This is a genomic window from Murinocardiopsis flavida, assembly GCF_003014485.1.
GTDB classification, from domain to species: Bacteria; Actinomycetota; Actinomycetes; order Streptosporangiales; family Streptosporangiaceae; genus Murinocardiopsis; species Murinocardiopsis flavida.
This window is the reverse complement of record NZ_PYGA01000001.1, coordinates 21,413-33,966: the sequence shown is the minus strand read 5'-3', so window position 1 is coordinate 33,966 and position 12,554 is coordinate 21,413. Positions and strand designations below refer to the sequence as shown.

5 protein-coding genes are annotated in these 12,554 nt (G+C 74.7%); 2 read left to right on the top strand and 3 right to left on the bottom strand.

Features of this window, described 5'->3' with window-relative positions:
* Positions 1 to 34: 34 nt before the first annotated feature.
* Entirely contained in the window at positions 35 to 1,657 is a 1,623-nt protein-coding gene (locus CLV63_RS00095) for an FAD-dependent oxidoreductase (RefSeq protein WP_106580762.1), read from the bottom strand.
* Between the two features lies 1 nt (position 1,658).
* A complete protein-coding gene (locus CLV63_RS00090; RefSeq protein ID WP_106580761.1) occupies positions 1,659 to 2,744 on the bottom strand; it encodes a LacI family DNA-binding transcriptional regulator in 1,086 nt (361 codons plus the stop codon).
* Positions 2,745 to 2,957: 213 nt separating this feature from the next.
* On the opposite strand from CLV63_RS00090, the gene CLV63_RS00085 reads away from it, so the two are divergent.
* Positions 2,958 to 4,007 (top strand): hypothetical protein, encoded by a 1,050-nt coding sequence (locus CLV63_RS00085; RefSeq protein ID WP_106580760.1) that lies wholly within the window; start codon positions 2,958 to 2,960, stop codon positions 4,005 to 4,007.
* 103 nt (positions 4,008 to 4,110) lie between these two features.
* Positions 4,111 to 5,088, top strand: coding sequence for an acyl-CoA desaturase (locus tag CLV63_RS00080; RefSeq protein WP_106580759.1), 978 nt, complete (start codon positions 4,111 to 4,113; stop codon positions 5,086 to 5,088).
* Positions 5,089 to 5,171: 83 nt separating this feature from the next.
* Here CLV63_RS00080 and CLV63_RS00075 read toward each other — a convergent pair whose 3' ends face one another.
* The gene (locus tag CLV63_RS00075) at positions 5,172 to 12,470 is read right to left on the bottom strand and encodes an amino acid adenylation domain-containing protein (RefSeq protein WP_211301075.1); all 7,299 of its coding nucleotides are present in this window, start codon (positions 12,468 to 12,470) and stop codon (positions 5,172 to 5,174) included.
* Positions 12,471 to 12,554 lie beyond the last annotated feature (84 nt).

Here is a 12,554-nt window from a genome sequence, read left to right as displayed (position 1 = left end):
TGCCCCTTCTCTGGGGGTGGGGAGATCGCGCTCGTCAGTAGCCGCGCACGTCGGGCCAGTGGCGCTCGACGCCGGTGCGGTCGAGGAGCGCGGTGAAGCGCTCCAGTAGTTCGTCCTTCTCGCGGACGGCGTGCGGTGACGTGCCGTGGTCCAGGGCGAACGCGGCGAGCCGCCCCGCGGCCTCGCCGATGTTCCACTCGACCGGGTGCAGGCGGAAGCAGCCGTTGGTGATGTGGGTGGTGCCGATGTTCTTCGCCGCGGGCAGCAGGTTGGTCTCCCGCGCGGGCAGCAGCGCGCCCAAGGGGATCTCGAACGGCACGCTGGCGATGTCGATGTAGTTGTCGCCGCCCGTCGAGGGGTGCAGGTCGATGCGGTAGCTGCCGATGCCGACGGAGTCGTGCCGCCGCACGATCCCATGGGGGCCGAGGAGCTCCATGGACACGTCGTGCTCGGTGACGGTGGTGACCGCCCTGATGCGGCGCGACTCGCGGACGTAGGCGGCCTTGGCGAGGCCGCCCTCGCCCCCGGTGATGTCGGGGCGCGGCCGGAGCCCGGGGAAGCCGGTCCCGCCATCGGCGCGCGGCGCCTCGGTCTGGAGCCAGTACAGCACCGAGAGGGAGAGCTGGCGCGCCTCCTCATGGGCCTGGCGGACGCCTTCGGCGTCGACCAGCCCGTCGATCTCCAGGGCCGGTTTGAGCCAGTAGTCGTTGAGCGGCCAGTTCGCGAGGACGACGTCGGAGTCGAAGGCCCCCGGGCGGTGCAGGCGCCGGGCGAGGATGCGCCGGAAGCCCCAGAGCTCCTTGTCGCCGGCGTCGGCGCTCTGGTCGGCGTCGACGGCGAGGGGGTCGGTGTCGGGGTTGGGGACGAACCGCCGGGGGACCGCTTCGAGCGTGCGGGGGTCGGGCGCCGAGAAGCCCAGCAGCGGGCCCGGCCAGAAATCGGGGCGGTAGGAGCGCCAGAAGTCGTACATGCGCGGGCGGTCGATGGTGTGGTCGGCGCCCTCGTGGTGCGACATCGCGAAGCAGTAGGTGATGCCTTGCAGGTTGGCGGGGTCGGCCTGCTCTGGCGCGTGCGGCTCGCCGTGCTCGGACCGGGCCTCGGCGCCGGTGGTGTGCGCGACACCGGCGAGCGGCAGCAGGTCCCCGTTCTCCGTGGCGTCCAGCACGTAGTCGGCCGTCACCGTGTGCCGCCGCCCGTCGGCGTCTGCAAGGACGACGGCGGCGACGCGGTCGCCGTCGGTGTGGGCCGCAACGGGCCGGTGCCGCTCCAGCAGGGTGATGCGGCCGGCCGAGCGGTGCGGGGCGAGCATCTCGGCCAGGACGGCGAGGGCCGCGCGGGGCTCGTGGCAGAGCTTGCTGACGCGGCCGGCCCCCGGGTTGAGGGTGCGGGAGGCGGCGGCCTCCCCGCGCAGCGGGTAGGAGCGCCGGTAGTACGCGCGGATGCCCTCGCGCAGCCGGCGGTAGGACGCGGTGCAGCCGAACTGCTCGATCCACGGGTTCTCGTCCGGGGGCACCGCCTGGGAGGTGAGCTGCCCGCCGACCCAGTCGGTCTCCTCGGTCAGGACGACGCGCCGGCCGGAGTCGGCTGCGGCCAGCGCCGCCGCGACTCCGCCCAGCCCGCCTCCGACGACGAGGATCTCCGTGCCGGTCTCCGTCATCTCAGGCCCTTCCGGTAGTGCGGTTCGGTGGCCGGGGAGGGCCGATCGTGCCGCCCTCCACCGGTTCGCAGGGCAGCAGGCGCCGGCTGGGTCCCTCCAGGTCGCCCGCTATGAGCCGCAGGAGCAGCCGGACCGCGCCGCGGCCCATCGCGCGCATGGGCACGTCGAACCCGCTGAAGGCGGCGCCGCCGCCGGGCGCGCTGCCCCGGGTCCCGGTGGGCGCGCCGAGCAGCGCCAAGGACAAATCGCCGGGGCAGCGCAGGCCGGCCCGGTCGATGGCGGCGCCGAGCCCGGCCAGCGCGGCGCCGGTGTCGGTCTGCTCGACGACGACGGCGGTGACCCCCGCGTCGAGCCACTCCCGAAGGAGTGCGTCAAGGTCGCTGCCGTCGGTGCGCACGACGAGCGTGTCGAGCCCGGCGTCGCGGGCGCCGCGCAGCACACCGTCCTCGCGGTCGACCGACGCCAGGGCCTGGTCGTGTTCGCGCAGGTAGCGCACCTTCCGGTGCCCGGCGGCGGCGAGTCGGGCCACGACGTCGGCCGACGCGGAGACGTAGTCGGCGCCGACATAGGGGACGCCGGCCTCGTCACGCCGGCCGATGTAGACGAACGGGAAACCGTCCTCGACAAGGCGGCGGACCGGTTCGGCGGGGACGTGCCGGCCGAAGAACAGGCAGCCGTCGGCGACGCGCACGCGCCGCACCGCCGCCGGGTCGTCGGCCCGCGCGGCGGCGCGCGCCGACCCGGTGAACAGGATGAGGTCCTGCCCCTGGGCCGCGGCCTCCTCCTCGACCCCGACCAGGATCGGGTAATAGGAGTGCGCCACGTCGGTGGGGAAGGTCGCGCTGAAGGTGTACAGCCCGAGCATGGCGTTGGTGGCGGCGGCCAGCCGGGTGGCGACGGGGTCGGGGACGTAGCCGAGCTCCTCGGCCGCCGCGATGACCCGCTGCCGGGTCGCGGGGGCCAGCGACATGCCGGTCGGCGCGCCCCGCAGGACCAGGGAGACGGTCGCCTGGGACACGCCGGCGGACCGCGCGATGTCGGACTGCCGCGGCCTGCGCCGGTTTCCGGGCGCTCTGGCGTCTGCCACCTATCTACTCCTCAGGACGGTTCTAATGCGCATTAGTCAACGAGATTGAGCCGAAGCGGCAAAGTTGTCAAGAGATGTCCGGCGGATTTCCGGATAATGGCGGAATTGCTTATTAATACGAATTAAACCCTTGACCGACGCTTCGGCGCAGATGAAACTACGGAAACTCGGAGCGGCCTCACACCCCGTCTCCCGCTCCGGAAGGGACCCGTCATGCCCGGCACGGACGACGCTCGCCCGGACCGCCCGACACCCGCATCCCCGAGCGGCATCGACCGCCGAACGGCCCTGCTCGGCGCGGGGACCGCCGCCGCGGCGGCCCTCCTCCCCGCGGGTGCGGCCGCGGCCGCACCCGCGGGCGCCGCGGCCCCCCAAGCCGCCGCCGTGCTGCCGGAGTACACGTTCCTGCGCGAGGCGCTGGACACCTCGTCGCTGGTGTACAACCCCACCGGAGAGCTGATCTTCCCCTGCATCCGCGGAACGGCCGGCCGGCTGCCGGACGCCCCCGGGCGCTTTCTCCTCTACTACGCCCCGCACGAGGAACCCGGCGGCATCTGCCTGGCCTACGCGGACCGGCTCGACCGGCGGTTCACCGAGCACCCGGGCAACCCGATCGTCGCCAACGACTGGGCCCCGCACTACTCCGTCAGCCACGTGTCATCGCCCCACGTGCTGTGGAACGCCGAGCACCGCGAGATGTGGCTGTACTTCCACGGCGAGAACTCCACGACCCGGCTGGCGCGCTCCCGCAACGGGATCGACTTCTCCTACGAGGGCGCCGTCCTGACCACCGCGATGGTGCCCGGCACAACGGAGGCCTCCTACGCGCGGGTCTTCGAGCACCCCCTGCCCGAGCGCGGCGCGCGCTACGTCATGGTGTTCATGCGCAACAGCACCGGCGACAACCGCTCGATCGGCTGGGGCTGGTCGGCCGACGGCATCACCTTCGACTTCGATCCGGACCCGCTCGTCCACCACGCCGACGTGGGGCTGACCAACCTGTCGGGCCCGCACGTCATCGAACGCGGCGGCAGCACCTACGTCGCCTACCACACCGACAAGGGCGACATCCGGCTCACCGAGGTGGGCACGGACTTCGGGCTGCGCAGGCACCTGGGCGTGGTGCACCGGCCGATGCCGGGGGCACCGGACTCCGGCAGGTCGGCGGCGCCCTCCTACGGCTCCGACGGCGGCACCGAGTACATGTTCTACGAGGCGGGCGGCCGCCTCACGGCGACCATCGCCATCGCCCGCGCCGAGTGAACCGCCGCCCGCGCTGCGATGTGGCACCGAGGCAGTGAAACTTACGGTTTCGTAGGTTACGATGGCGTAGGTAACGGCCCGGCGATTTCCCCTGGGGTGGACGATGGCGTTGACGGATTCCGCGGGTCACGCGGCGAACGAGGAGCGGCCTCACTCGGGGGGCGGCCTGGAGAACGACCTCGATCCCGAGCCCCGCAGCTTCAAGGAGCGGGCCACGGTCTTCGGGTACGTGCTCATCCCGCTGGTGGCGCTGGCCGTGGCGGTGCCCTTCGCGTGGGGGTGGGCGCTGACCTGGCTGGACCTCGCCATCGGCCTGGTGTTCTACCTGATCGGCGGGCTGGGCATCACGGTGGGCTTCCACCGCTACTTCACCCACGGGTCCTTCAAGGCCAAGCGCCCGCTGCGCATCGCTCTGGCGGTGGCCGGGACGCTGGCCTTCGAGGGCAGCATCATCAAGTGGGTCGCCGACCACCGCCGCCACCACAAGTACGCCGACGCCGACGGCGACCCCCATTCGCCGTGGCGCTTCGGCGACGACTGGCGCTCGGTCGCCAAGGGCCTCTACTACGCCCACATGGGCTGGCTGTACCTGGACAAGCGCACCACCTCGCTGCGCCGCTTCACGCCGGACCTGTTGAAGGACCGCGACATCGTGGCGGTCGACCGGCTGGCGCTGCCGATCTTCATGTTCTCCCTGTTCGCCCCGGCGGTCATCGGCGGGCTGGTCACCATGTCCTGGTGGGGTGCGCTCACGGCGTTCTTCTGGGGCGGCCTGGTGCGGCTGGCGTTCCAGCAGCACGTGACCTGGTCGGTGAACTCGATCTGCCACACCATCGGCGAGGAGAACTTCGAGGTCCGCGACCGCTCCCGGAACGTGTGGTGGCTCGCCATCCCCTCCTTCGGCGAGTCGTGGCACAACCTGCACCACGCCGACCCCACCTGCGCGCGCCACGGCGTCCTCAAGGGCCAGATCGACATCTCCGCCCGCGTCATCTGGGCCTTCGAGAAGCTGGGCTGGGCCTACCAGGTCCGCTGGCCCAAGGCCGAGCGGTTGAACGCGAAGCTGGTCCGCGCCCACTAGGTTCTCCGCGCCGTGCACGTCCCGCCCGCACCGCGCGAGCGGGACCACCGCATGCCCGGGCCCCCGCGCCGTGCGCGGCCGGGTCAGGAGCGCGTCTCTGACGCCCCCTCCGGTCCCGCCGCCCCTTCCGCCTCCTCGGACCGCGCGGCCGCCGCGGCGATCGCCGCGGCGACGGCCCGCACGTGCGGCTCGGCGACCATGGTGAGGTGGTCGCCGGGGACGGCGACGACGTCGACCCGCCCCGTGGTCGCCCGCGACCAGCCGTTGGTGGGGTCGCGGTAGAGGGTCCGCCCGCCGTGCATCGGCTTCAGGGCCTCGGGCAGCCGCTCCGCCGCCTTGACCAGGGTGACGTCCAGGCCGGAGACCTCGGGGCGGTAGCCGACCAGGGCGTTCCAGTGCGCCTTGTACACGCCGAACAGCCGGCGGATGGTCGCGCCCGTCGCGTCGGGCGGCAGCAGGCCGCTCCCCGCCGCCTGCTCGGCGATGAAAGCCAGCTGCTCCCGCACGGTCGCCAGGTCGGCGGGGATGCCGGGGACGGCGGTGTCGCCGCCCCGGTCGGACCAGATCAGCTCCCAGAAGAACCACTCCAGCAGGGAGCGCTCGGAGGGGGCGGCGGCGGAGTCGGCGGGCTCGTCGTGCCACCGCGGGGTGATCGTGTCGAGCAGCACCGGCGCGGCGTCCTCGCCGGAGCGGCGCAGCAGCAGCGCCATCTGGTAGGCGACGTGCCCGCCGAACGACCAGCCGCCGATGAGGTAGGGCCCGTGCGGCTGCACCCGCCGGATCGACCGCACGTAGAGTTCCGCCAGCCCGGCCATGGTGTCCACGGGTTCGGTGCCGGGCTCGGCCCCCGGCGCCTGGAGGGCGTAGACGGGCCGGTCGGCCGGCAGGTGCGCGGTGAGCGGCAGGTAGCACAGGACGTTGCCGCCCAGCGGGTGGACCAGGAACAGCGGCCGGCGGCCGCCCGCCGTGCGGAGCGGCACGAGCGGGTCGAACGCCGCCGGTGCGGCACCCTCCGCCAGGGACCGCGCGAGTTCGGCGACCGTGGGCGCCGCCGCGAAGGCCCGGAGCGGCACCGCCGTGCCGAACCTCTTCTCCAGGGCGACGATCAGCCGCATGGCAGTGATCGAGGTGCCGCCGAGCGCGAAGAAGTGGTCGTGCACCCCCACCGACGGCAGGTGCAGCAGTTCGGCGACGATCCCCGCCAGCACCCGCTCCTGCTCGTTGCGCGGCGGGGTGCTCTCGCCCGGCGCCTCGGCGTCCAGGGGCGCGCTGCGCAGAGCGGCGTCGTCCCGCTTGCCGCTGGGGGTCAGGGGCAGCTCGGGCAGCCACTGGTAGCGCGACGGCAGCATGTGCTCGGGCAGCGTGTCGGCGAGGTGCGCACGGAGGTCGCCCAGGTCGGCGGAGTCGGGGTCGCCGACGAGGAACGCGGCGAGGTAGGAGTCGAGGTCGTCGCGGCGGCGGGCGACCACCGCAACGGCGCGGATCCCGGAGCGCGACGCCGCGAGCGCGGTGATGGCCGACTCGACCTCCAGCGGTTCGACGCGGAAGCCGCGCACCTTCACCTGGTCGTCCGACCGGCCGAGGTAGACGAGGTCGCCGCCGGGCAGGACCCGGGCGCTGTCGCCGGTGCGGTAGTAGCGCACCCCCTCATGGACGACGAAGTGCCGCGCGGTGAGGTCCGGGCGGCCGCGGTACCCGTGGGCGAGATGGGCGCCGCTCAGGTACAGCTCGCCCGGCGCGCCCGCGGGCACCGGCCGCATGTCGGGGTCGAGGACCGCGGCGCCGACGTTGGGCAGCGCCCTGCCGATGGGCGGCAGCGCCGGGAACCCGGCGGGGTCGCCGGTCATCGTGTGGCAGGTGGCCACGTGCGTCTCCGTGGGCCCGTACTGGTTCTCCAGCACCGCACCGGGGGTGTCGCACAGGCGGCGGATCTCTTCGGTGACCCGGAGCTGCTCGCCCGCCGAGACGACCACCCGGAGGGCGCCGGGGCGGATGCCCAGTTCGGCGGCTGCCTCGGCGAGCTGCTGGAGGGCGACGTAGGGCATGAACAGCCGCTCGACGCCGGCGGAGTCGATCAGCCGCAGCAGGGCGGCGGGGTCGCGCCGCTGCTCGTCCGACACGAGTTGCAGGCGGCCGCCGCCGCACAGCGTGGTGGCGATCTCCTGGTAGGAGACGTCGAAGCTCAGCGGCGCGAACTGGAGGGTCGTCGCGCCGGGCGCCCCGCTCGGCGCCGCGAGCTGCCAGTCGACCAGGTTGGCGAAGGCCCGGTGGGGCATCTCGACGCCCTTGGGCTGCCCGGTGGAGCCCGAGGTGAACAGGATGTAGGCGGTGCTCTCGGGGTCGATCTGCGGCAGGGGTGCCGCCTCGGCCGGACCCGCGCCGCACGGGCACCCGTCGGTGCCGCCTTCGTGCGGGGCGGCGGCGCACAGGACCGACTCGATGGGCAGCACCATCGAGGGGTCGGGGACCAGCCCGGCGTGCTTCTCGTGCGCGATCACGCGCAGCGGCCGGGCCTGGTCGATCATTGCGGCCAGCCGCGCCGCGGGGTAGGAGACGTCGAGCGGGACCGATGCGGCCCCGGCCCTGGCGATGCCGAGCACGGCGGCGATCATCTCGGGCGAGCGCTCCATGGCGATGCCGATCCGGTCGCCGGGCGCGCAGCAGGACGCGAGCAGCCGCCGCGCCACCGCGTCGGCGGCGCGGTCGAGATCGCGGTAGCTCCAGAGCCGCGCGCCGAACGCGACGGCGGGAGCGTCGGGCCGCTGCCCGGCGACATCGGCGAAGCGGCGGACGATGTCGGGCGGCGCCTCGGCGGCCGGGCGCGGCGCCCGCACGTCGACCGGACGGGCGGCCGGCAGCCGCGCCTCCTCGCCGGGGCGCTCGACCAGGCGGCGCAGGGCCTGGACGTAGGTGCGCGCGATCAGGTCGGCCTGGGACCCGGTGAACCGGCGCCCGTCGCAGTCGAGCCGCAGCGAGCCGCCCCGCCCACCGGGGTCGGCCTGGACGTTGAGCAGCAGCGCGAAGTTGGTCTCCTCGTAGACCCGCATGCCGGTCAGGCGCAGGCCGGGCAGGCGCAGCAGCGGTTCGAGGACGTGCAGGTCCACGTAGTTGAAGGCGGTCTCCAGCACGGGCCGCCCGGAGCGGTCGGCCTGGACGGCGCCCAGCGGGTAGCGGACGTGCGGGTGCGAGCGGCGCTCCTGCGCGGCGATGTCGCGGGCCGTCTCCAGCCAGGTCCGCCGCCCCGGCCGGAGCCGCACCGGGACGGTGTTGAGGAACAGCCCCGCCATGCGGTCGGCGCCGACCTGCTCGGGGCGGCTGTGGGTGACCGCGCCGGTGACGACGTCGTCCTGCCCGGAGAGCGTCCGCAGGGTGACGCAGTAGGCGGCGAGCAGCACCGCCCGGACCGGCAGCGCGTGCTCCTGGGCGAACCGCCGCATGCCGCCGTCGAGCCCCTCGGGCAGCGGGAGGTCGCGGCTGTGGAAGGCCGCGCCGCCCGGCGGCTCGTGCGGGGCGAAACCGTCGAGCCGGAGCAGCGGGGCGTCGTCGAGCAGGTCGCGCCAGTAGCGGCGCGACTCGGCGGAGCGCAGCGCCCGGCGCTCCGCCGCAGCGTGCAGCGCGGGCGAGGGCGGCGCGGCGCCGGGGACCGCGGCGACGTCGCCGCCCATGCCGTGCAGATAGTCCTGGAGCAACTCGCTGACCAGGGTGGCCGTGCTCCAGCCGTCCAGGATCGCGTGGTGGAACCCGACGACGAGGTCGAGTTCCCCGGCGTGGACGTGCACCCGCAGGTGGAACAGCGGAGCCCGGTCGAGCGCGTACCGGTGGAACCGCCGCTCCTCGATGTGCGCGCGGACCCGCGCCTCGGCGTCGGCGGTGCCGCGCAGGTCGGCAACCGACAGCGCGCCGGGCGCGTCGCGGGCGACGACCTGGAGCGGTTCGGCGTACCCGGTCAGCGCGAAGGACGAGCGCAGCGCGGGGTGCCGGGCGACGGCCCGTTGGAACGCCCGGCGGAACGCGGCCTCGTCCCAGGCGGTGGCGACGGTGTAGCGGAAGACGTCGTGGTACACCGCCGAGTGCTCGTGCTCCAGGCTGTGGAACAGCAGGCCGAGCTGGGTCCTCGTAGCGGGGAAGGCGTCCTCGGCACCGGCCAGCGCGGCCCGGTCGACGGCCGCGACCAGCGCGAACGGTTCGAGGTCGGCCTCCGGCTCCGCATCGGAGGCGTGCGCGGCGAGGCCGGCCACGGTGGTGTGGCGCACCATGTCGGCGAGGGTGATCCCGACGCCGCGCTTGGCGGCCTCGCCGCGGATCCGCAGCATGAGAATTGAGTCGCCGCCCAGCGCGAAGTAGTCGTCGTGCACGCCCACCGACGCCCGGCCCAGGACCCGGGCCCACACCTCCGCCAGCACCGCCTCGGTCCGGGTGCGCGGTGCGGCCGATCCCGGCGCGGCGTCGTCGGCGGGGTCGGGCAGGGCGCGCCGGTCGGCCTTGCCGTTGGCGCTGAGCGGGATCCGGTCCAGCCGCACGAACCGGGCCGGAACCATGGGCTCCGGGAGGGCCGCGGCGAGCCGGGCGCGGGCGGCGGCCGGATCCAGGTCGGCGTCCGCCAGGTAGTAGCCCACCAGCCGGTCCCCTCCGGCGGGGGACGGCCGGACCGCGGCGACCGCGCCGCGCACGCCCGGCAAGCCGGCGAGGGCGTGCTCGACCTCGCCGAGCTCCACCCGGTTCCCGCGGATCTTCACCTGGTCGTCCAGCCGGCCCAGGTACTCGACATTGCCGTCGGCCAGCCAGCGCGCGAGGTCGCCGGTGCGGTACATCCGCGCGCCCGGGGCGAACGGGTCGGCGGTGAACTTCGCGCGGGTCAGGTCGGGCCGCCCGTGGTAGCCGCGGGCCACACCGGCGCCGGAGACGCACAGTTCGCCGGGGGCGCCGACCGGCTGCGGGGCGCCGTCGCGGTCGAGGACGTAGAGGCGGGTGTTGTCGATGGGCCGGCCGATCGGCACCCGCCGCACCGGGCGGGCGGGGTCGGCGGGGCAGTCGAAGTAGGTGACGTCGACGGTGGCCTCGGTGGGGCCGTACAGGTTGGTGAGGCGCGGCGCGCCCTCGCCCGCTCCGGCGAAGACCCGGTTGAAGCGGTCGACCTGCGCGGGGGGCAGCGCCTCGCCGCTACAGAACACGCGGCGCAGCGAGGCGACGGCGCCGAGCAGGCCGGGCTCGTCGGCCAGCAGGTCCAGGAAGGGCCCGAACATCGACGGCACGAAGTGCACCACCGTGACCTGCTGCTCGGCGATGGCGGCGAGGATCGCCCGGGGGTCCTTCTCGGCGCCGGGCGGCAGCAGCGCGAGGCGGGCGCCGGCCTGCTGCCACCAGAACAGCTCCCACACCGACACGTCGAACGACACCGGGGTCTTCTGCAACAGCACGTCGTCGGCGCCGATGGGGTACCGGCGCTGCATCCACGCCAGCCGGTTCACCGCGGAGCGGTGCTCCACGACCGTGCCCTTGGGCTGCCCGGTGGAGCCCGAGGTGTAGATGAGGTAGGCGGGGTCGGCGGCGGTGGCCGCGGCCGGAAGGGGGCCGCCCCCGGGCCGCGGGGCGCCGACCCGGTACACCGGGGCCGCCGAGACCGCCGAGACCGCCGAGACCGCCGAGACCGCCGAGACCGCCGAGACCGCCGCGGGCACCGCGGCGTCCTCGGCGGTGAGCACCGCGGCGGCGCCGCTGTCCTGGAGCAGGAACGCGATGCGCGCGGCGGGCAGGCCGGGGTCGATCGGCAGGTAGGCGCCGCCGGACTTGAGCGCGGCCAGGATCGCCACCAGCAGGTCGGGGCCGCGTTCGAGCAGCACGGCGACGTGGTCGCCGGGGCGCACCCCGCCGTCGCGGAGGGCGTGCGCCAGTGCGTCGGCCCGGCCGTCGAGCTCGGCGTAGCCGAGGGCTGCCCCGCCGCCCGCGGCGACGACGGCCGTCCGGTCGGGCGTGCGGGCCGCCTGCTCCGCGAACAGGCCGTGCAGGGTCGCATCGGAGGGGAACCGGGCCGTGGTCGCGTTGCGCCGGACGAGCAGGTCGCGGCGTTCCGCCGGTGACAGCATGGGGATGTCGGCCGCGGGCCGGTGCGGGTCGGCGTCGCAGTGCCGGATCAGGGCGGCGATGTGCCGGGCGCACGCCTCGATGGGGAAGTCGGCGTCGAACACGCACTCGGCGTAGTCGAACGCCACCTCGACGTCGCCGTCGTCGCCGAACTCGCTGACCGTGACGGCCAGCGCGTCGCGGTCGTGCGCCCGGGTCCCGCCGCCGCCCCCGTCGGCGTGCACGCCGGGGACCTCCCGCTGGCGGGGCCACCGCACATAGGAGACGGTGACGTCGAACAGGTCGCGGGGGGCGCCCGCCGGCAGGTCGCGCAGCACGTCCGAGACGGGGATCCGCTCGTGCTCCTGGAGCTCCCTGGTGGCGTCCTGGATCCGGGCGGCGAGGTCGGCCATCGACGGGCGGCCCTCGAGACGAACGCGCAGGGGGAGGGTGTTGGCGAACTGGCCGACGGTGCCGCGCTCGGCGGCGGTGCGCCGGTTGAACAGGGGGATGCCGATCACCGCTTCGTCGCTGCGGTGCACGCGGGACAGGTACAGCGCGAACGCGGCGGTGACGACGGCGTAGGGGGAGTGCCCCCGGTCGCGGATCCGCTCGATGAGCGCGCGGTCGAGCCGGAACCCGTGGCGCGCGCTGGTGCGCGTGCCGCTGGGGGTGGTGCGGGGGAACAGCGCGGGGGCGGCGCCGTCGAGCGAGGCGCGGAAGTGGGCGCGGTCGGCCGCGTGCTGCGCCGATCCGGGATAGGCCGCGGATTCGCGGACGAAGTCCAGGTAGGAGTGCGGCGGGTGGGCCGGCCCGGTGCTCTCGGCCCCAGGGCCGCCGCCGCGCCGCTCGGCGTGGTCGGCGCGCACCCGGTCCAGGAACAGGTGCACGCCCCAGGCGTCGGAGACCAGGTGGTGCAGCCGCACGCACAGATGCACCGCCGACGCGCCCTCGACGAGGACGAGCAGTTCGACGGGGCGCTCGCCGACCGGGTCGAACGGGCGGTCGAAGGCGTCGGCGAGCAGCCGCTCGCAGGCCGCACGCGGGGACTCCGCGCCGGAGAGGTCGATGACCCGCGGCTCGGGAGGGTCGGGGGAGACCCACTGGTAGGGCACGCCGTCGGCGTCGCCGAAGCGCAGCCGGAACGCGTCGGTGCCGCGGGCGGCCCGGCGCAGGCACGCCGCGAGGGCCGCGGGGTCGACGTCGCCGGTCAGGCGCTGGTGGACGGCGAGGGTGAAGTGGGGAAGGCGCGGCGAGAGCCAGTGGGCGACCCAGATGTCCTGCTGGTAGGCGGAGAGGGGAAACCGTTCCGATTCACTCAAGATTCGTCCTTGGGGTCGGTTGGCCTTTTCGATGCCGCGTCCCCGGCATGGGGGAAGACCGCCGGACATCGCGTGAGGGGGCGA